Below are 19,547 nucleotides of genomic sequence, written 5' to 3' on the forward strand. Positions count from 1 at the left end.
AATTTTGGCAAAAATAAAACTATTTATACCGAATTTAAGAGTAAAGAGGTAGAGTTTTCAGGTTTTTTTTAAATTAAACATATTTTCATAATCTATTTGAATTTATACTTAATTCTACATTATTTTTTAAGTATTCACGCTAAAATTTAGCAAGGTCTTAAAGGAGACAAAGTAAAAAACTGGTATAAACGAAAGCATTACCGTTAAAGACGATGACAGGGTTATAGTCGAATGCCTTCCTTAATAAGTAATACTAAACTAAATTTAGGTAATGGAAGCAGCATTAGAACGTAGCTAATACTTTTTCAATAGTAGCATAAATTTTATGTAGCTGTTTTTTGGTGATGACGTAAGGTGCTAAAATATAAATTGTATTGCCGAGTGGACGCAGGCAAACGCCGTGTTGCATAAAAAAATCAAACAACTGGTATCTCAAATTACCATAACGCTCTATAGTAACATTTAAATCAATAGCATAGATAACACCATACTGACGTGTTTCTTTTATTTTCGGATGGTTTCTTATTTTAGCATCAAAAGCTGCATGTGAAGCAATAATTTGTTGTATGTTCTCTTGAATTTCCTCCGATTGTAACAAGGCAATTCCCGCTAATGCAGCCGTGCAAGAAATAGGGTTCGCTGAGTAGGTGTGCCCGTGAAAGAAACCTTTACTCATATCATCACTTAAAAAAGCACTGTATATTTCTTCAGAGCAGGTAGTAATTGCCATCGGAACTAAACCAGCTGTAAGTGCTTTAGAAAGGCACATAATATCCGGTTTATTCTCCATGTGCAGGGATGCAAAATGTTTTCCAGTTTTTCCAAAACCAGTCATCACCTCATCTGCAATAGTTACAACGCCATAATCTTTGGCTATTGCTAGTAATGTGTTTAAGCATTCCGGGTCAAACATTTTCATTGCTGCTGCCCCTTGCACGAGTGGTTCGTAAACAAATGCAGCTACATCTCCTTTGGATAACAGCTTTTTAAACAAGTCTTCTACGAGCGGCATATTAGCTTTTGTCGGGGCCGGAATTCTTGCCACATCAATAAAAAAGTCTTCAAATGGCCCATTATAAACAGACAACCCAGAAACAGACATTGCTCCGAAAGTATCCCCGTGAAACCCGTCTTCTAAAGCGATTATTTTACTTCGTTTTCCCCCTTTATTGAAATGGTATTGTAATGCCATTTTTATGGCAACATCGACCGCAGTCGAACCATTATCTGAAAAAAATACTTTTTCCTGATTTTCTGGTAAAATAGCAATCAATGCTTCCGATAGCTTAATAGCGGGTTCATGGGTAAAACCTGCAAAAACAACGTGATCTAATTCTTGCATTTGCTGGGCTACTCTATCGGTAATAAAACTATTGCAATGACCATACATACAGGTATACCATGAAGCGATGCCATCAATATATTCGTTTCCTTGATCATCATACAATAAAGCCCCTTTCGCACTGGTAATTGCAATATGATCTGGATGCAACTTGTGTTGAGTTAATGGATGCCAGAGATGTTTTTTGTCTCGCTCTTTTAGTGTCATCATAATTTATCCTTAAATATTGCTGCGTATTCCTTTACGACATTACTGTCGAAATAAGGTTCTTCGTCAATTCTTCCAATAACAGGAACACCTGTCTTCTTTTTTAGTATTTCTTCGGTCGTTTGGTGTTCTTTTCCAGAAAAAATAATAGCTACGTCATATCCTTTTTCTTTCAATAGATCTACCGTTAATAGTGTATGATTTATACTACCTAAATAATGACGAGAAACTACAATTACTTTGTATTCGTGTTTTATTATATCGAGTATAGTTTGCGATTCATTTATGGGTACTAATACCCCCCCTGCTCCTTCAATAACTAAATTATTCGTTGTTTCTGGCTCCTTAATTTTATCCAATTCTATACGCACACCATCAATTGCAGCGGCGGCATGCGGACTCATTGGGGTACGCAAGGCATAAGAGTTTTGGTGGACTGTTGTTTTGGAATTAGATATAAGTTTAGCTATTTTATCTTTATCCCCGAATTCTAATTCTCCTGCTTGAACTGGTTTCCAATAATCTGCCTTTAATGCTTCCGTTAAAATCGCGGAAGCGATTGTTTTTCCGACCTCTGTGGATATTCCTGTTACAAAATATTTTTTCTGCATTAAAAAATAGTTTTACATTCATTACATATGAGTTTCCTTTTTTCAAAAAAAGGAAATAACATAAAAAATAGTGTTCTTCTTTGTGGTGGTGCTACTAAAATAGTTGTTGCATCACAGTTAGGGCAAGGTATTGGGTTGCCTTTCTGATCTTTCTCATAATCGCGAACGGCATTGAAAATTTTAATAGCCTTATCGCTATCTTTCTCATGTACAAGCACCTTAACCCCACCGATTGCTTGGCTAATTAAAGGATCGGCATCAATAGTTTTTTCATCCATGAGCATCGAAGTTACACCCTCCGAATCTAACTTTGATTTTAACAACTGTGCTTCGGTAGAATATTCAAAAACTGTTAAAAGTACGTAGTCACTTCGCATCCTTTTCCTAATTATGAACAAAGGTAGTGAGGTTCACTAAAACTTGAGTAATTTCTGCTCTAGAATTAGTGCTATGTAGACAAAATCTAAGACGCTCCTCTCCTTTTTTTACTGTTGGATGTAAAATAGCCTTCACATCAAAGCCAGTTTCTTGAAGTTGCAATGCTATTTTTTGGTATGTGTAGTTCCCTGTATCACAGTACACTGGATTGCTGAGGCACTTGGAATAAAAGATAGTCCTAATCGGGCTACTTCTGAATTAAAATGTTGTATGTTGCACCGCAGTTTTTGCATTTCTTGCACCCCTTCGGCGCCTCGTAAGAATTGGTAGGCGATCTTTATGGTAGCTAAGGCATGTGGGGAAATCCCTGTGGTGTAAATAAAACTTCTAGAAAAATTTACTAAAAACGAAATCAATTCCTTACTTCCAAGCACCACGGCCCCATGGCAGCCTAAAGCTTTTCCAAAAGTTGCTATTCTTGCAAAAACTTTCTCCTCTAGTTCTAATTTTTGTACCAAGCCTAGCCCATTCTGACCGAAAACACCTAAAGCATGTGCTTCATCTACAATCAAATAAGCGGAATTTTCTCTACAAATCGCTGCTATTTTTTGCAAGTCAGGAGTATCTCCATCCATAGAAAATACAGACTCCGTAACCACGTATAAAGTAGCGTTGGCGTACTTTAAACTTCCTTTTATATTTGCAATACGTTTTGCTAAGTCTTGCAGATCATTGTGACGAAACTTATAGGAACTAGCATGTGATAGTTGCACTCCATCGCGGATAGAAGCATGAATAAATTCGTCGTAAAAGATAACATCCCCTTTTTGAAGCACCGCAGAAAAGAAACCAACATTAGCAGAATATCCCGAATTAAAAAGCAAAGCTGCTTCCGAATTATGATAGAAACTCAGTTCTTGTTCTACTTGTGCGTACAAAGAATAGTTTCCTGATAAAAGGCGAGAACCTGTGGCTCCATTTTCACAAATACCCGTATCGAGCATATACTGATGCGTATTTTCAAATATGGTTTTAGATTTTGAAAAACCTAAATAGTCATTGGAGGAAAAATCAATTAAATCTGTATTTAAACCCAATTTTCTAAAAGCATTTTTCGCCTTTCTCTCTGCTATTTTCTTATGTAGCTTGTCTGGTAACTTCACCGAACAAAAATACAAGAGTTTTTAGAAAATAGGAACATCTTCAGCAAGATAGTTCTTTAAGTAAAAGATCAAGCAAAGCACTATTAATTGCTATTTATTGCGAAAAACCTATAAAGGGATATGAAATCTTAATACAATTACTTTTGTGATAGCATACGAATTTTAATTCTAAAAGCTGCAAAAAGTAGTGTCATGAATGGACTCAACCAATTAAACATGGCATACATAGCGTAATCTACAACAGGAACACCCAATACTCCTGAGTGATAGGCTCCACAGGTATTCCAGGGGATTAAAACAGAAGTCACCGTTCCGGAGTCTTCTAGGGTTCTACTTAAATTTTCTGGAGCTAGTCCCTTGTCTTTGTATGCTTGTGCATACATTTTACCCGGAACAACTATAGCTAAATACTGGTCTGATGCAGTAAAATTTAAACCAATACACGTTCCTACTGTACTTGCAAATAAACCAAACACAGAATCAAACAAACCCAACATAAAACTACTTATTCTGGCCAAAGCACCGATGGCATCCATAATACCTCCAAAAACCATTGCAAGTAATATTAGCCACACTGTACCTAACATTTTTTTCATACCGCCGGCTGTAAATAAATCTTTTAAAACTTCATTTTCTGTGGCAACAGAAGTCTCTACAGTAATAGCTTGCATTACTCCTTTATATGCAGAAGAAAAGTCTAAACGTTCTACCCCTGTTAACTGAAGCAACACCTGAGGTTGAAAAATAATAGCAAATATACCTCCTAAGATAGTTCCGGCTAGTAGTGCAATTAAAGGAGGCGTCTTTTTTATAATTAAAATAATAACTAGTACTGGAACTAAAAACAACCAAGGCGTAATATGAAAAGCTTTTTCAATATCTGCCAACATAACTTGCGTGTTTGCTTCTCCGGTAGCTTGTTGAGTAAATCCTAAAATAACAAAAAAGAACATGGTAACCACAAAAGTTGGTACCGTGGTGTATGCCATATATTTAATGTGGGTAAACAAATCGGTCCCTGCCATGGCTGGCGCTAGGTTTGTAGTGTCTGACATCGGGGACATTTTATCTCCAAAATAAGCACCTGATAAAACAGCACCTGCAGTCATTCCTAGGGAAATTCCTAAGGCCTCTCCAATTCCAACAAGCGCGATTCCTACCGTTGCAGCGGTGGTCCAAGAACTACCTGTGGCAATGGATATTACTGCACATATTACCAAACAAGCCACCAAAAAAATTGTTGGATTTAAAACTTGAAGCCCATAATAAATCATCGAAGGGATTATCCCGCTAATGAGCCAAGTTCCTGCTAAAGATCCAACCATTAGCAATATTAATATTGCACTTGCCGTTGACTTAATATTTTCAGCAACCTCCTCCATCATTTTTTTATAAGTAACCTTATTCCTAAAACCAATGACAGCAGCTACTGCTCCTCCCAAAAGTAAAATAAACTGATTACTACCACTCAAAGCATCATCCCCAAAAACATACACGTTGTAGGCAAGCATTAGGATTAATGCGAAAACAGGAATTAAAGCTTCCCAAATACTTAATTCTTTATTCTCAATAATTTGCTCTTGTGCTACTTTGTTTTGTAATGGTTTATTACCTGCTTCCATGAATTCGTTTTTTGTGAGTGTAATGTTACGATTTTGAATAGAATTACACAAGTAGAAAACTAGTTGACATTGCTGTTGCATTAGAGAAAAAATAAATTTCAAACGTGTAATAAACACCTTAGTAAAAGTACGATTATATCCTACTGCTCATTTTAGGAATAGGGATAAAAAAAAGCCTTGCTAATGCGAGACTTTTTGTTCCGTGTAAAAAGCTAATTTACAACGACAGCTCTTCTTTCAAAACTCCAACGGCAATCATACACTGTTTCATCATTGCATACGTTCTTTCAATGTCATTATCTAAACCTATTGAAAATCTAATCAGACCATCCGTTAGTCCCATTTCTTTTTGTTCCTCTTCCGGAATTTCAGAGGAAGTTGAGGTACCTGGGGCAGAAAAAAGAGTTTTATAAAACCCTAAACTTACCGCTAAATAACCTAAATTTTTATCTTGCATTAATTCCATGAGAGCATTCGCTTTCTCTAAGGATCCTGCATCTATAGTAAGCATTCCTCCATACCCGTATTCTGCATTCATCATAGATTTAAAAATTTCATGAGAAGGATGTGAGGCCAATCCTGGATATACTGTTTTAACGCCATCCTCTTCAAACTTTGTGGCTAAATACATGGCATTTTTACTGTGTTGTTTCATGCGAATATGTAAGGTTCTCATATTTTTCAAAATGGAAGCAGAACGCAATGAATCCATAGAAGACCCCAACAACATACTAGCTCCATCAATAACACTTTTTTGTGCATTTATAAATTCTGCAGAACCGCACATTACACCGCCCATAGTATCGGAACTTCCATTGATAAACTTGGTCAAACTGTGAATTACTATATCCGCTCCGAGTTGCGCTGGTGAAATAGACAGAGGAGAAAAGGTATTGTCTACGACCAACATTAAATTGTATTTTTTTGCCAGTTTTGCTAGACCTTTTATGTCTGCTACCTCCAATAGAGGATTACTCACTGTTTCGCAATAAATCATTTTGGTGCTTTCTTGTATTGCAGCCTCTACCGCATCTAACTTTGTGATATCTACAAAGGAAGTTGCAATGTTCATTCTTGGTGTAAAATTCTTTAAAAAAGCATAGGTTCCTCCGTAAATAGTTCTACTAGATACCAAATGATCCCCAGCACCACAAACTTGCATAATAGTAGGTGTAATTGCACCCATTCCAGACGCGGTTACATTCGCTGTTTCTGTTCCCTCCATCGCTGCCAATGCTTCTCCCAAGTACAAATTAGAAGGAGATGTGTGGCGGGAATACAAATAACATCCATCAGTATTACCTTCGAAAGTATCAAACATTGTTTTTGCTTCTAGAAAAGTATAGGTTGATGAATCTGAAATAGATGGATTAACTCCTCCGAATTCTCCGAAATATTGTAAATCTTGAATATTATTTGCTGGCTTAAATCCCATAACTTATTAATTTTGTTGTTTATTTATTACAAAAAAGCTATTTTTTTGATTAAAAATCAATAGTTTTGAATATATAAAGAATTATTTTCGGTATTTTTTTATTTTAAACTAAAAATTATCCTAAAAAATTTACCTTCCTCTTCGTATTTAGAATATTTTTCAGATGAAAATAGACAGTATAGACAAACATTTACTAACAGAACTACAAAGCGACAGCAAACAAACTACAAAAAGCTTATCGTTAAAACTAAACTTATCTGTAACAGCCGTATACGAACGTATAAAAAAACTTGAAAGAGAGGGGTTTATCAAAGAATATGTAGCCATTATCGACAAAAATAAAATCGAAAAATCATTGCTAGTTTTCTGCCACGTCAAACTCATTAAACACAGCAAAGAATTTATTGCAGATTTTGAAAAAGAAATTAAAAACTTACAAGAGGTTTCGGAGTGCTTCCACGTCAGTGGAGAATACGATTACGTCTTAAAAATCTACATTAAAGACATGCTCGCCTACAGGGAATTCATGCTTAATAAAATTACCGGTCTAAAGCATATTGGAAGTACACATAGTATATTTACTATAGGTGAAGTAAAAAACACAATAGCTATTTCGCTGTAAACTTAAAAAGGTAATCGTATAACCTTTTTTCTCTTGTGTCTTTTAAGGTATAAATGTTTTTTTGGTAATCAATAAATGCTTTTCCAGACTCCAACACATCTGCTCCAATGATACCGTGAACTTCTTTTGCATTGTGCTGAGTTAATGCTGTGTTAACATGAGACAAATCAAACAAAACTAAATCACAAGTACGCATTTTCCATTTTCCAATACGAAGGATATTATTAGAAGATTTTTTCGTTTCCATATTCATGGCTCCTGCTCCTGCTGCTTTAATTTCACTGTCTTCAGAAATCAATTGGAAATACTCTATCAAATCAAGACCAACACAAGAGTTTGAAGCACCTGTATCTAAAATAAACCTCCCTTTCACACCATTTATGGTAGCCTTTAACTCTAGGTGGTTTGTAGCAATTTTTTTTAGTTTTACTTTTAGGTACTTCTTTTTCTTCAATACTTTTTTCAAACTTGCCATTTCTCGTACTTTTGTACCGCAAAGATACAACGCAAATATTGAAAATGATTACCGATACCCACACACATTTATACTCGGAGCAATTTGATGAAGACAGAAAAGAGATGATAGCTCGTGCAAAAGAGGCTGGTGTTTCTCGTTTTTTTATTCCCGCTATTGATAGCACATACACAAAAAGAATGCTAGAACTGGAAAAAGACTACCCAGAAAGTATGTTTTTAATGATGGGCTTGCATCCAACCTCTGTAAAAGAAAATTATCAAGAGGAGCTTGCTTTAGTTAAAAACTGGATCGACCAACGAAATTTTTACGCACTAGGAGAAATCGGAATTGATTTATATTGGGACAAAACATATTTGACACAGCAACAAGAAGCCTTTAGAATTCAAATACGGTGGGCAAAGGAAAAAAACTTACCAATTGTTATTCATTGTAGAGAAGCATTTGATGAAATTTTTGAAATTTTGGAAGAAGAAAAAGGAGAAAATTTACGTGGTGTTTTTCATTGCTTTACCGGAACCTTAACACAAGCAAAAAGAGCACTATCTTTCAATATGAAATTAGGTATTGGTGGTGTAGCTACTTTTAAAAATGGTAAAATCGATCAGTTCTTACAGGAGATTAACTTGAACCATATCGTTTTGGAAACCGATTCTCCGTACCTCGCTCCAAAACCTTATCGAGGAAAGAGAAATGAAAGCAGCTATATAACAAGAGTAATCGATAAATTAGTAAGTATCTATGGGGTTCCGTATCAGGATATTGTGGCAATTACCACGAAGAACTCTAAGGATATTTTTGGTGTTTGACCAGAAATTTTTAATTTAAATTTCGTTTTTCAATAAAAAATTTTTTCAAAAGAAATGCACAATCTTCTTCTAGAACTCCGGAAACAACCTTAGTTTTAGGGTGCAACTTTGTCTGCAAAACACGAAATCCTAATTTAGGTTCACTTGCACCGTAAACTATTTTTCCTATTTGTGTCCAATAACTCGCACCAGCACACATTTGACAGGGCTCCAAGGTTACATATAAGGTACAATTTTTTAAGTATTTACCCCCTAAAAAATCAGCAGCAGCAGTAAATGCTTGCATTTCTGCGTGCGCTGTAACATCGTTTAGGGTCTCTGTTAAATTGTGTGCTCTTGCAATTATTTGATTGTTAAACGTAATTACAGCACCAACAGGAACCTCCCCTTTGTCAAAGGCAAATTGTGCCTCTTGAAGGGCTCTTCTCATAAAATAAACATCGTCAAAAACATCCACAAATAAAAAGATTTAGGCGAAAAACAAATGTAACTAAAATTTTACGGAGCAGACTCTTGTCAAAATACTTATTTTTGCTAAAATTATTCAGTTTGACAACAATCGAAATTCCAAATACTAAAAAAGTTTATTTTGCATCCGACCAGCACCTAGGCGCTCCTACCCCTGAGGCAAGTTTTCCACGAGAAAAACTCTTTGTAAAGTGGCTCGAAGAAATAAGAAAAGATGCAGGAGTAATTTTTTTATTAGGAGATTTATTTGATTTTTGGTTTGAATATAAAACTGTGGTTCCTAAGGGTTTTGTTAGAGTATTGGGAAAACTAGCTGAGATTCGAGACAGTGGCATACCAATATATTTTTTTGTGGGAAATCACGATTTATGGATGCAAGATTACTTTGAAAAAGAATTAAATATTCCGGTATACCACAAACCGAAAGAATTTCAACTTAATTCTAAAACTTTTTTAATCGGACACGGAGACGGACTTGGCCCAAATGACATAGGATACAAACGAATGAAAAAAGTATTTACATTTCCATTGTTTAAATGGATGTTTAAATGGTTACATCCAGATCTTGGAGTAAGACTAGGGCAATACATGTCTGTGAAAAACAAACTTATATCTGGTGACGAGGATGCCAAATTTTTAGGTGAGGATAAAGAATGGCTGGTACAGTATTGTAAACGAAAATTAGAAACAAAACAATACAATTATTTTGTTTTTGGCCACAGACATCTTCCTCTAAGCATCTCCCTAGGTAAAGAAAGTGACTATATTAATCTTGGCGATTGGATTGTTTATTTTACCTATGGGATATTTGAAAATGACACCCTAACTTTGAAAAAATACCTTCAAGAACACGAAATCTAACAGTAAAGAGTTCTCGTCCTTTAACACGATAAAAACACCACTAATTTAACTGCCTTTATTCAAGAACATCTATTTCTTACTTGAGAGAGTTCCACTTATATTTAATGAATAAAAATTAGACCATAGCTCATATTTTTAGTCCATTTATAAAAAAAAACAACTTTTTTTGTAAGTATTATGAATTTTTATGTTTAACCATACTTTAACACATGTAAAAGTGTTAATATTGTAGCTTTGTGAGACAAAAAGCTAAAATAAAATTGAGTTTACCATGGATGTAGATGTTAGAGCAATTAACGAAAAAATAGAACAAGAAAGTGCCTTCATAGATTTGCTAACCGCTGAGATGAATAAAGTAATTGTTGGTCAAAAACACATGATCGAACGCTTGCTTATTGGCCTTCTGGGAAATGGCCATATTCTATTAGAGGGAGTTCCTGGTTTGGCAAAAACACTAGCTATAAACACCCTATCCAAAGCAGTACAAGGTAGTTTTAGTAGAGTTCAGTTTACACCAGATTTATTGCCGGCCGATGTAGTTGGGACCATGATATACAACATTAAAGAAAATGATTTTTCGATTAAAAAAGGTCCGATTTTTGCCAACTTTGTTTTGGCAGACGAAATAAACCGTGCACCGGCAAAAGTACAATCTGCTTTGTTAGAAGCAATGCAAGAACGTCAAATCACCATTGGAGATGAAACCTTTAAACTGGATGAGCCTTTCTTGGTAATGGCAACACAAAACCCTGTAGAACAAGAAGGAACCTACCCTTTACCAGAGGCTCAGGTAGACCGATTCATGTTAAAAACAGTCATAGACTATCCAAAACTACAAGACGAACAAACTATTCTACGCCAAAATTTAAGTGGAGGATTCCAAAAAGTAAACCCTGTAGTATCTATAGCGCAAATTATAAAAGCGAGAGCCATAGTAAACGAGGTGTATATGGATGAAAAAATAGAAAAATACATCCTTGATATTGTTTTTGCTACGAGGTACCCTGAAAAATACAACCTTGAAAAGCTGCAAGGGTTAATTAGTTTTGGTTCTTCACCTCGTGGAAGTATCTCTTTAGCAAAAGCTGCAAAATGCTATGCATTTATTAAAAGAAGAGGATATGTAATCCCTGAGGATGTGAGAGCTGTTGTATACGATGTTTTAAGACATCGTATCGGAATTACCTACGAGGCAGAGGCAGAAAATATCACATCTGTTGATATTATCAACACTATTATCAACGAGGTTCAAGTACCCTAAGCAAATAAAACAAACTAACACCGCTAGAAGTTTTAGCCCCCTTTAAAAAAATCTAGAGATGCCAAAATTTAAATTAACGACTTATAAAACACTAAAAGGAACACAAGAATTTTTAGAATTAACAGAAAAAAAATCTACAGAAGCCATTGTGTACCAAGATGACGAGCCTAAGTACTATGTAAATTGTTTTGACTTACAGACAGAGTCTAACATTATCATGAATAGTTTAGTTTTAGGGCAGAGTCAAAAAATGGAAGATGTTATCAAAAAAATCGCCCAAAAAAACAATGTAAATATCGCAATCAAAAAGGTGCCATTATTTTCAATAGAAAAATCTTTTGAATACAAACATTTGGATTTACCTCCATTGCCCGAAAATTGGTTAAGCTAATTAATGGATACAAAAGAATTACTCAAAAAAGTTCGAAAAATAGAAATAAAGACACGTAGGTTGTCTAATCATATTTTTGGAGGAGAATACCATTCTACTTTTAAAGGAAGAGGTATGACTTTTTCTGAAGTAAGACAATATCAATTTGGAGATGATATCCGTGCTATTGACTGGAATGTCACTGCGAGATACAACGAGCCATATGTTAAAGTTTTCGAGGAGGAACGAGAATTAACCATGCTACTGATGGTAGATATTTCAGGTTCAGAATTCTTTGGAACATCGCAACAGTTCAAAAAAGATACTATTACTGAAATTGCAGCGACTTTGGCATTTTCGGCAACGCAAAACAATGACAAAGTTGGCCTACTCTTGTTTTCAGATCAAATAGAGCTCTTTATTCCCCCTAAAAAAGGAAGAAGTCACGTATTGCGAATTATTCGTGAACTTATAGAGTTCCGCCCTAATAGCAAACAAACTAGTATTAATGGGGCGCTAAAATACGTGTCTAATGTGGTTAAGAAAAGAGCAATTGTATTTGTCCTTTCTGATTTTATGGACGAAGCATACGAACATTCCCTGAAGATTCTTGGAAACAAGCACGATGTCACGGGAATAAGAATTTACGACAAGCACGACATGGAAATACCCAATTTAGGTATGGTCCCAATGATAGATGCAGAAACAGGAAGAGTACAACTAGTAAACACCAGTTCCTCCGCAGTTCGAAAGCAGTACAAAACGAATGCAATACGCTTAGAATCATATTTTAAGACAACCTTTAAAAAAAGCGGAGCTGGAGTAATTAACATGGCAACTGATGAGAGTTATGTTAAAAAATTACTGGGATACTTTAAACAAAAAGCATAGAATTCATTTGTTCAAAAGACAAAGCCGACAATGAAACACACTATATTTTACATATTATTTCTCGCCACGTTATCTATTTGCAATGCACAATCTGAGCTAGTAAAGATAGAGGCAGACACTACCAACATTAGAATTGGAGAACAATTTGAGATAAAGATATCGGTAGGAGAAACAGAAAATGTAATTATTCCGAAATTAAGTAAACTAAACGGTTTAGAGGTAATCGATTCCTTAAAAACAGATACGCTTAAAAATACAATTTCAAAAAAATACATACTTACTGGGTTCGATAGTGGTGCTTTTTATGTGCCTAAACAGCAAATATTTATTAAAAATCAAGTTTACGAAACAGACAGTCTTTTAATCAATGTTGCTACGGTAAAAATTGACACAACGAAGGTTAAAAAATTCCCTATTAAGGGAATTAAAGGAGAACCGTATCAATTTGACGACTACAAAAATATAGTCCTAATAGCGTTGCTTTTAATAAGCATCGTGCTCACTACTTTATATTTTGCGCTTAAAAGATCAAAAGATGACCAAGTAAAAACTTTTGTACCAAAACTTGCTCCTTACCAGGAAGCTTTGCGCAATCTTAAACTTTTAGATGCTAAACTACTATGGCAAAACAATAAAATAAAACCCTATTACAGTGAACTAACGACTATTGTTAGAAATTACATTGAAAGAGAATTACACGTACCCGCGCTAGAGCAAACTACCAATCAAATTATTGAAAGTTTATTTGATTTTAGTGACGCCAAGGTAATTGAAACGGAAAGAGATACCATAAAAAAATTAAAACGGCTTTTTGAACAAGCCGATCTCGTAAAATTTGCCAAAGCTAAGCCGCTTGCAGAGGACATTACCTCCGACAGAAAAATAGCAGAGTACATAATAAATAACATGCAACCAATTCTTGAAGAAGAAAATTCAGAAGTGAGTTACAGCACACCGGTGGTTATTGTGCAAAAGCCAGTAATTGAAAAGCCAAATACTCTTGCTAAAGTAGTACTTATCCTAGTTACTGCAGCCGTAATTTTAATACTATCTATTGGTCTGGGAAAAGTAATTTCGATGTCAAAAACTTCAAAAAATCAAATGGAAAATGTTCAGTAATTTCGAATTTTACACACCCCAATTTTTATGGTTATTGGTATTGATTCCATTATTCGTTATTTGGAAATTTTTGACCAATAAAAAGGATAAAGCAATTTTAAAAATAACCAGTCTGAAAGGATTTTCAGCAGAGACATCTTGGGTTACTAAATTAGAACCACTGCTTTATGTTTTGCGATTATTAGCACTTTCGGCTATCATAGTTGCATTGGCGAGACCGAGAAATGTTAGTATTAGTAAAAAGACAAAAACAAACAGAGGTATAGATATTGTTATGGCCATTGATGTTTCTGCCAGTATGCTTGCAAAAGACCTAAAACCAAATCGACTAGAGGCTTTAAAAAGAGTTGCTACCGATTTCACCAACAGAAGGCCAAACGACCGAATAGGAATCGTGGTATATGCCGGAGAAAGCTTTACACAAACACCAATAACCAGTGACAAATCAATCGTAAAAAGAACTATATCTGAAATAAAATGGGGCCAATTAGAAGGAGGAACTGCCATAGGAATGGGACTTGGTTCTGCAGTAAATAGGTTAAAAGAAAGTAAAGCAAAAAGTAAGGTTATAATTTTACTTACAGATGGTGTAAACAATGCAGGGTTTGTAGATCCTAAAACCGCAACAGAACTAGCAAAAGGCAACAATATAAAAGTATATACCATCGGAATTGGAACCAATGGAATGGCTCCTTTTCCGTATGCTAGAGATCCAAGAACTGGACAAATTTCTTTTAGGAACCAGCAGGTTGAAATTGATGAAGATTTACTGAAATTTGTAGCAAAAGAAACAGACGGTAGGTATTTTAGAGCAACCAACAACAATAAACTCAAAGCGATTTATGATGAAATTGACAAATTAGAGAAGACAAAAATAGAAGAATTTAAATACTACAACTACACGGAACAGTTTCGTTTTTGGGTATTCTTGGCGGGAATATTTTTGTTACTAGAATTTATTTTAAAGAATACAATTTTTAAAAGTTTTATTTAAGAAAACATTGATATGTATAAAATTGAGGCACCTATATACTTTTACTTGTTGGCAATTATCCCAGTGTTACTTGTTATATATGCACTTGTGTTTTGGTGGAAAAAGAAAGCTCAGAAAAATTTTTCTTCCAGTGAACTTTTGGAAAAATTAGCTCCAAATACATCTTCCTTTAAGCCAATTTTAAAATTGGTGTTTTTCAGCCTAGGATTATCCTTTTTAATAATTGCCTTAGTAAACCCTAAAATGGGAACTAAATTAAAAACAGTAAAAAGAGAAGGGGTGGATATTGTTTTTGCTTTAGACGTATCCAAAAGTATGTTAGCAGAAGATATTGCTCCAAACAGATTAGATAAAGCGAAACAAATTATTTCACGAATTATAGACAATCTAGGTAGTGACCGAATAGGAATTATAATTTATGCTGGCAATGCTTATCCATTATTACCTATTACGACCGACCAAGCAGCTGCTAAAATGTTTTTACAAAACGCTAATCCGGATATGGTCTCTAGTCAGGGAACCGCAATTAATGAAGCTTTGGAACTAGCAAAAACATATTATAACAATGAAGAACAAACAAATAAATTCTTAATTGTAATTTCCGACGGAGAAGATCATCAAGAAGAAACAAAGCAAATAGCACAAAATACCACAAACGAAGGTATTAAAATTTACACCATTGGCGTAGGTACTGAAAAAGGTGCTCCTATTCCTCTGAAAGTCGATGGATCATTAATTGGATACAAGAAAGATCGAAAAGGAGAAACAGTAATTACACAAAGAAAAACGAATATATTAAAGGAAATAGCTCGGATTGCAAACGGAGCGTATGTAGATGGCAATAAAACGGACACCCCTGTAAATGAAATTACAAAAATCATTGGAAATGCACAAAAAAGTGAATTTGAAACCAAACAATTCGCAGACTACAAAGACCAATTTCAATGGTTCTTAGGATTTGGATTACTATTTCTTATCATAGATGTTTTCTTGTTTGAGAGAAAAACAAAATGGATTAAAAGTATCGATTTATTTAATGAAAAAAATAAAAGATAGTGTTATGAAAATTAAAATATCAAAACTTTTATACGCTCTAATTGGATTAATGCCACTGCTATGTAGTGCTCAGAAAGATACCATACAAGCAAATAGAGAGGCACGTGCTTTTGTTCGTGAAGGAAATAAACTATATAATAAACAAAATTACAAAGAAGCTTCCATTTCATACAGAAAAGCACTAAGTCAAAATAGCACCTATGACAAAGCGAGTTATAACTATGGAAACGCCTTGTACCAAAACAAATCCTTTAAGGAAGCAATTTCACAATACGAATTAACAACCAAAGCGACCACAAATAAAATTGAAAAAGCAGAAGCTTTCCACAACATTGGAAATGCAATGTTAGAACAAAAACAATTTGGCGCTGCTGTGGAAGCCTATAAAAATGCATTGCGTAACAATCCAAATGATGATGAAACACGATATAATTTAGCAGTAGCACAAAAAGAATTGGAGAAAGAGCAGAATAAAGACAACAAGGATAACAAGGATAACAAGGATAACAAGGATAACAAGGATAACAAGGATAACAAAGATAACAAAGATAACAAAGACAACAAGGACAACAAGGACAACAAGGATAACAAGGACAACAAGGACAACAAGGATAACAAGGATAACAAAGACAACAAGGACAACAAGGATAACAAAGACAACAAAGACAACAAGGATAACAAAGACAACCAGGATAATAAGGACAACAAAGACAACCAGGATAACAAGGAAAAGCAAAAACAGAAACCTTCTCCAGGAAAAATGACTCCTGAACAAATGAAACAATTGTTGGAAAGTCTTAATAACGAAGAAAAAAAGACGCAAAAGAAAATGAACGTAAAAAAATCGAAAGGGAAAAAAGTAAAACAAGAAAAAGATTGGTAACTCTTATTCGATTTTGAAAAAATAAAGAGCTTAAACGGTCTCAAAATATTATTTTTAAATATGTTTAATACTAAAGAAAATATACATTTTTATTTCTTCTTCATCTTAAGTTGCTTCTCACTGCTGACCTATGCGCAAGAAAACGAGTTAAAGGCAAGCGTAAGTAAAAATAAACTTGGCATTAATCAGAGATTTAGAATTCAATTTACGATTAACAAACAAGGTGGTGATAATTTTAAGGCTCCAAATTTTAAAAATGTAAGTGTAATTGGAGGTCCAAGTCAATCTATAAGCCAATCTTGGATAAACGGTAAACAGACATTTTCGCAATCGTATACCTATATCCTACAACCAAAAAGAAAAGGAGAAATTACCATAGGGCCAGCCACCATCGAGATGGAGGGTAAAATACTAACTTCGAATACCGTAAAAATACTTGTTTTAGATGCAGTTGAAATACCTAAAAACCCAAACGACCCTGATTATATCGCCTCGCAAAATATTCACTTAGTTGCCGAAATATCCAAGGGACAACCCTATGTAGGGGAAGGTGTATATGTAGAGTACCGTTTGTATGTTAGTGAAAACATATCTATTTATGAAAATGGGATAACAGAATCACCGCAATATAATGGCTTCTGGAATCAAGAACTAAATAACCAAGGAGCTTCCGTAAAACAAGGTACATACAACGGTGAGAAATACCGATATGCTGTTTTACACAAAGCACTCCTCATACCAACTAAATCTGGTAAACTAACCATTGACCCCATGAAAATGGATATTATTGTAGGTGTGCCAACAGGGAGATCAGACTTTTTTGGAAATATGGTAGAAAGAAGGGTACGTAAAGAATTTTCTTCTGCAAAAAAGGTAATTAAAGCGAGAGAATTACCGACAGCTAACAAACCCATTGATTTTAGTGGAGCTGTAGGACAATTTTCCTTTGCTGTTGGACTAGATAAAGATGCTTTAAAAGCAAACGAATCTTCTCAAATTTCGGTTACTGTATCTGGTAAAGGTAACTTAAAGCTATTTGAACTGCCAAAAATTGAAACACCAAAAGAATTGGAAGTATACCAACCAGAAAGAAAAGAAAAAGTGAATATTTCCTATGGTGGAATTAGTGGAACAATATCAGACAACTATACTGTGGTTCCAGAATTTAAAGGAAAATATAAAATTCCTGCAGTGACTTTTTCTTATTTTGATCCAAAAGAAGAAAAGTACAAGACCATAACTTCAGAAGACGTATATGTTGATGTACTAGAAGGGAAAGAGATTACTGAGAGCACAAATACCACAGATACTGTTATTAAAAAGAAAGACATAGAAGTTAAAGGAACGAACTTTAGGTACATACAAACTGATTCTTCCTTGGGACCATTGGAGACTGACGATTTTTATAAATCTACATGGTATTTTGTGCTACTACTTTTACCGGTAGTCATCGTACCAATTGTTGTTTTTACACATAGAAAAAAAGAAGAAAGGAATAAAGATATACTTGGAAATAAAAGAAGAAAAGCAGATCGACTAGCTAAAAAATACTTATCGGTGGCTGCAAAACAATTAGGAGATAAAGAACGATTTTACGAATCCCTTGAACGAGCAATGCACAATTATTTGAAAGCAAAACTTAGAGTGGAAACAGCAGACATAAGTAAAGACAAAATTAAAGCAATGCTTGAGAACAAAGCAATTAGCGAGACCAGTATTACCGAATTAATGGAAGTACTAAATAACTGTGAGTTTGCAAGGTATACTCCAATTGACAATTTGATGATGCGTCAGGAATTAGAAAAGGCTCAAAAGGTAATAACCCAATTAGACAAACAATTATGATGAAGTATATTATCCTAATAGCATTAGGGATTTCGAGTATGGCAATTGGACAAGATGTAAACGCCTTGTTTGAAAAAGCAAATCAAGAGTACAAGAACGGTAAATACGAGGATGCACTTTCACTGTATGAAGAAATAGAAGCCACAGGTAAAATTTCATCGGCGCTTTATCACAATATTGGAAATTGTCTGTACAAGATGAACAATGTGCCCGGTAGCATTTATAATTTCGAAACAGCCTTAGCCATAGACCCTGCAAATGATGATGCAAGAAATAATTTAGAAATTGCAAAAAAACTAACATTAGACAGAATTGAAGAACTGCCAAAAAATATCTTCCAAAAATTTCATTCGAAATACATTGCTTCAATATCATATAATTCTTGGGCCTATATATGTATTGTTTTATCCATACTTGCAGGGATATTGTTTATCCTGTATTACTTCGCTGTAAATCCTGCACTAAAGCGATTATATTTTGTGTTGTTTAGCATTAGTGTTCTTTCTCTTTCTGGGACGCTCTACATCACCTCATCACAATTTACTAGCCATAAGAATTCTGTATACGCCATCGTATTTGAAAAGGAAACATCCATAAAAAATGAACCAACACGAAATTCTGAAGAAATATTTTTACTACATGAAGGAACGAAAGTAAAAATTATAGATACGCTTGACGAATGGAGTAAAATTAAACTTGTAGATGGAAAGATAGGGTGGTTGAAAACTTCAGAAGTCAAAGTGATTATATAAAATTTTACTTTTTTTAACAAAAAATTATAAAATAATATATATTTTCACAGAAGTTTATGCGAAAATATATAATTATACATTTTTTAATAACCTCAATTGTTCTTTCAATTGGTATTCCTTCTTATTTAATATTATCTAATATTTCCGAAGATACTACGCATGTATTAGTAGATGCAGATTCGGAAGAAAATGCCGAAGAATTTGAATTAGAAATAGTACAATTTAAAAATGTATTTCCTTTCTTTAAACAAGTGGAATTCTCAGGAGAAACTATATATGTATTTCGCTATTTTTCCTCTATAGATGTTACCCTAGAATCACCCCCGCCAGAACTGTGAGGTATTACAACCTAATTTTTTAGGTCCCATCGCAGTTTTCTATCT

Annotated in this window: 21 protein-coding genes; 13 read left to right on the forward strand and 8 right to left on the reverse strand. The window is 34.5% G+C overall.

Annotated elements, in window-relative coordinates; translation table 11 throughout:
* Window positions 1-283: 283 nt before the first annotated feature.
* The 6 genes from bioA to BSU00_RS06190 form a co-directional block, all read right to left on the reverse strand.
* On the reverse strand, window positions 284-1,549 hold the full coding sequence (bioA, locus tag BSU00_RS06165) for an adenosylmethionine--8-amino-7-oxononanoate transaminase (RefSeq protein WP_105003921.1): 1,266 nt from the start codon (window positions 1,547-1,549) through the stop codon (window positions 284-286).
* On the reverse strand, window positions 1,549-2,160 hold the full coding sequence (gene bioD / locus BSU00_RS06170; protein WP_105003601.1) for a dethiobiotin synthase: 612 nt from the start codon (window positions 2,158-2,160) through the stop codon (window positions 1,549-1,551). The genes bioA and bioD overlap by 1 nt, the downstream gene beginning before the upstream one ends.
* Complete coding sequence (locus tag BSU00_RS06175) at window positions 2,160-2,537, reverse strand: DUF2007 domain-containing protein (RefSeq protein WP_105003602.1); 378 nt, start codon at window positions 2,535-2,537, stop codon at window positions 2,160-2,162. Before BSU00_RS06175 ends, bioD begins: the two co-directional genes overlap by 1 nt.
* A gap of 165 nt (window positions 2,538-2,702) precedes the next feature.
* The gene (locus BSU00_RS06180) at window positions 2,703-3,701 is read right to left on the reverse strand and encodes an aminotransferase class I/II-fold pyridoxal phosphate-dependent enzyme (RefSeq protein WP_369820279.1); all 999 of its coding nucleotides are present in this window, start codon (window positions 3,699-3,701) and stop codon (window positions 2,703-2,705) included.
* A 137-nt stretch (window positions 3,702-3,838) separates the two neighbouring features.
* Window positions 3,839-5,323: a Na+/H+ antiporter NhaC gene (nhaC, locus tag BSU00_RS06185; protein ID WP_105003922.1), complete on the reverse strand. Its 1,485-nt coding sequence runs from the start codon at window positions 5,321-5,323 to the stop codon at window positions 3,839-3,841.
* A gap of 217 nt (window positions 5,324-5,540) precedes the next feature.
* Window positions 5,541-6,758 carry an aminotransferase class I/II-fold pyridoxal phosphate-dependent enzyme gene (locus BSU00_RS06190; RefSeq protein ID WP_105003603.1) on the reverse strand — a complete coding sequence of 406 codons (1,218 nt, stop codon included), beginning with the start codon at window positions 6,756-6,758 and terminating at the stop codon, window positions 5,541-5,543.
* A 163-nt stretch (window positions 6,759-6,921) separates the two neighbouring features.
* Between BSU00_RS06190 and BSU00_RS06195 the strand changes: the two genes are divergently transcribed.
* Window positions 6,922-7,380, forward strand: a complete 459-nt coding sequence (locus BSU00_RS06195) for an Lrp/AsnC family transcriptional regulator (protein ID WP_105003604.1) — start codon at window positions 6,922-6,924, stop codon at window positions 7,378-7,380.
* On the opposite strand, the gene BSU00_RS06200 is transcribed toward BSU00_RS06195, so the two are convergent.
* Window positions 7,367-7,855, reverse strand: a complete 489-nt coding sequence (locus BSU00_RS06200) for a retropepsin-like aspartic protease (RefSeq protein ID WP_105003605.1) — start codon at window positions 7,853-7,855, stop codon at window positions 7,367-7,369. The two genes, BSU00_RS06195 and BSU00_RS06200, sit on opposite strands and share 14 nt — an antisense overlap.
* Window positions 7,856-7,899: 44 nt before the next feature.
* On the opposite strand from BSU00_RS06200, the gene BSU00_RS06205 reads away from it, so the two are divergent.
* The gene (locus tag BSU00_RS06205; protein WP_105003606.1) at window positions 7,900-8,664 is read left to right on the forward strand and encodes a TatD family hydrolase; all 765 of its coding nucleotides are present in this window, start codon (window positions 7,900-7,902) and stop codon (window positions 8,662-8,664) included.
* Window positions 8,665-8,674: 10 nt separating this feature from the next.
* Here BSU00_RS06205 and BSU00_RS06210 read toward each other — a convergent pair whose 3' ends face one another.
* Window positions 8,675-9,094, reverse strand: a complete 420-nt coding sequence (locus tag BSU00_RS06210) for a nucleoside deaminase (RefSeq protein ID WP_105003923.1) — start codon at window positions 9,092-9,094, stop codon at window positions 8,675-8,677.
* 128 nt (window positions 9,095-9,222) lie between these two features.
* Here BSU00_RS06210 and BSU00_RS06215 point away from each other — a divergent pair, with 128 nt between their 5' ends.
* From BSU00_RS06215 to BSU00_RS06265, 11 genes are all read left to right on the forward strand, one after another.
* Complete coding sequence (locus BSU00_RS06215; protein ID WP_105003924.1) at window positions 9,223-9,993, forward strand: UDP-2,3-diacylglucosamine diphosphatase; 771 nt, start codon at window positions 9,223-9,225, stop codon at window positions 9,991-9,993.
* A 271-nt stretch (window positions 9,994-10,264) separates the two neighbouring features.
* Window positions 10,265-11,254, forward strand: a complete 990-nt coding sequence (locus BSU00_RS06220) for a MoxR family ATPase (protein WP_105003607.1) — start codon at window positions 10,265-10,267, stop codon at window positions 11,252-11,254.
* Between the two features lie 58 nt (window positions 11,255-11,312).
* Window positions 11,313-11,645, forward strand: coding sequence for a hypothetical protein (locus tag BSU00_RS06225; protein WP_105003608.1), 333 nt, complete (start codon window positions 11,313-11,315; stop codon window positions 11,643-11,645).
* Window positions 11,646-11,648: 3 nt separating this feature from the next.
* Entirely contained in the window at window positions 11,649-12,515 is an 867-nt protein-coding gene (locus BSU00_RS06230; RefSeq protein ID WP_105003609.1) for a DUF58 domain-containing protein, read from the forward strand.
* 30 nt (window positions 12,516-12,545) lie between these two features.
* The gene (locus tag BSU00_RS06235; protein ID WP_199176766.1) at window positions 12,546-13,634 is read left to right on the forward strand and encodes a hypothetical protein; all 1,089 of its coding nucleotides are present in this window, start codon (window positions 12,546-12,548) and stop codon (window positions 13,632-13,634) included.
* Entirely contained in the window at window positions 13,624-14,628 is a 1,005-nt protein-coding gene (locus BSU00_RS06240) for a VWA domain-containing protein (RefSeq protein ID WP_105003610.1), read from the forward strand. The genes BSU00_RS06235 and BSU00_RS06240 overlap by 11 nt, the downstream gene beginning before the upstream one ends.
* Before the next feature lie 12 nt (window positions 14,629-14,640).
* Window positions 14,641-15,684 carry a VWA domain-containing protein gene (locus BSU00_RS06245; protein WP_105003611.1) on the forward strand — a complete coding sequence of 348 codons (1,044 nt, stop codon included), beginning with the start codon at window positions 14,641-14,643 and terminating at the stop codon, window positions 15,682-15,684.
* Window positions 15,665-16,567, forward strand: coding sequence for a tetratricopeptide repeat protein (locus BSU00_RS06250; protein WP_233188615.1), 903 nt, complete (start codon window positions 15,665-15,667; stop codon window positions 16,565-16,567). The genes BSU00_RS06245 and BSU00_RS06250 overlap by 20 nt, the downstream gene beginning before the upstream one ends.
* A gap of 60 nt (window positions 16,568-16,627) precedes the next feature.
* Window positions 16,628-18,412 carry a BatD family protein gene (locus BSU00_RS06255; protein WP_105003612.1) on the forward strand — a complete coding sequence of 595 codons (1,785 nt, stop codon included), beginning with the start codon at window positions 16,628-16,630 and terminating at the stop codon, window positions 18,410-18,412.
* Entirely contained in the window at window positions 18,409-19,164 is a 756-nt protein-coding gene (locus BSU00_RS06260) for an SH3 domain-containing protein (RefSeq protein ID WP_146104811.1), read from the forward strand. Before BSU00_RS06255 ends, BSU00_RS06260 begins: the two co-directional genes overlap by 4 nt.
* 56 nt (window positions 19,165-19,220) lie before the next feature.
* Entirely contained in the window at window positions 19,221-19,502 is a 282-nt protein-coding gene (locus BSU00_RS06265; RefSeq protein WP_105003614.1) for a hypothetical protein, read from the forward strand.
* The last annotated feature ends 45 nt before the right edge of the window (window positions 19,503-19,547 follow it).

Source organism: Tenacibaculum sp. SG-28 (assembly GCF_002954385.1).
Lineage (GTDB): Bacteria > Bacteroidota > Bacteroidia > Flavobacteriales > Flavobacteriaceae > Polaribacter.

What these genes read in the sequence shown, in the direction of transcription:
- BSU00_RS06255 (WP_105003612.1), top strand. Translation starts at nt 16,628, where the DNA reads ATGTTTAATACTAAAGAAAATATACATTTTTATTTCTTCTTCATCTTA.
- nhaC (WP_105003922.1), bottom strand. Translation starts at nt 5,323, where the DNA reads ATGGAAGCAGGTAATAAACCATTACAAAACAAAGTAGCACAAGAGCAA.
- BSU00_RS06245 (WP_105003611.1), top strand. Translation starts at nt 14,641, where the DNA reads ATGTATAAAATTGAGGCACCTATATACTTTTACTTGTTGGCAATTATC.
- BSU00_RS06240 (WP_105003610.1), top strand. Translation starts at nt 13,624, where the DNA reads ATGTTCAGTAATTTCGAATTTTACACACCCCAATTTTTATGGTTATTG.
- BSU00_RS06195 (WP_105003604.1), top strand. Translation starts at nt 6,922, where the DNA reads ATGAAAATAGACAGTATAGACAAACATTTACTAACAGAACTACAAAGC.
- BSU00_RS06205 (WP_105003606.1), top strand. Translation starts at nt 7,900, where the DNA reads ATGATTACCGATACCCACACACATTTATACTCGGAGCAATTTGATGAA.
- BSU00_RS06250 (WP_233188615.1), top strand. Translation starts at nt 15,665, where the DNA reads ATGAAAAAAATAAAAGATAGTGTTATGAAAATTAAAATATCAAAACTT.
- BSU00_RS06225 (WP_105003608.1), top strand. Translation starts at nt 11,313, where the DNA reads ATGCCAAAATTTAAATTAACGACTTATAAAACACTAAAAGGAACACAA.
- BSU00_RS06235 (WP_199176766.1), top strand. Translation starts at nt 12,546, where the DNA reads ATGAAACACACTATATTTTACATATTATTTCTCGCCACGTTATCTATT.
- BSU00_RS06220 (WP_105003607.1), top strand. Translation starts at nt 10,265, where the DNA reads ATGGATGTAGATGTTAGAGCAATTAACGAAAAAATAGAACAAGAAAGT.
- BSU00_RS06260 (WP_146104811.1), top strand. Translation starts at nt 18,409, where the DNA reads ATGATGAAGTATATTATCCTAATAGCATTAGGGATTTCGAGTATGGCA.
- BSU00_RS06265 (WP_105003614.1), top strand. Translation starts at nt 19,221, where the DNA reads ATGCGAAAATATATAATTATACATTTTTTAATAACCTCAATTGTTCTT.
- bioA (WP_105003921.1), bottom strand. Translation starts at nt 1,549, where the DNA reads ATGACACTAAAAGAGCGAGACAAAAAACATCTCTGGCATCCATTAACT.
- BSU00_RS06175 (WP_105003602.1), bottom strand. Translation starts at nt 2,537, where the DNA reads ATGCGAAGTGACTACGTACTTTTAACAGTTTTTGAATATTCTACCGAA.
- bioD (WP_105003601.1), bottom strand. Translation starts at nt 2,160, where the DNA reads ATGCAGAAAAAATATTTTGTAACAGGAATATCCACAGAGGTCGGAAAA.
- BSU00_RS06210 (WP_105003923.1), bottom strand. Translation starts at nt 9,094, where the DNA reads ATGAGAAGAGCCCTTCAAGAGGCACAATTTGCCTTTGACAAAGGGGAG.
- BSU00_RS06200 (WP_105003605.1), bottom strand. Translation starts at nt 7,855, where the DNA reads ATGGCAAGTTTGAAAAAAGTATTGAAGAAAAAGAAGTACCTAAAAGTA.
- BSU00_RS06190 (WP_105003603.1), bottom strand. Translation starts at nt 6,758, where the DNA reads ATGGGATTTAAGCCAGCAAATAATATTCAAGATTTACAATATTTCGGA.
- BSU00_RS06230 (WP_105003609.1), top strand. Translation starts at nt 11,649, where the DNA reads ATGGATACAAAAGAATTACTCAAAAAAGTTCGAAAAATAGAAATAAAG.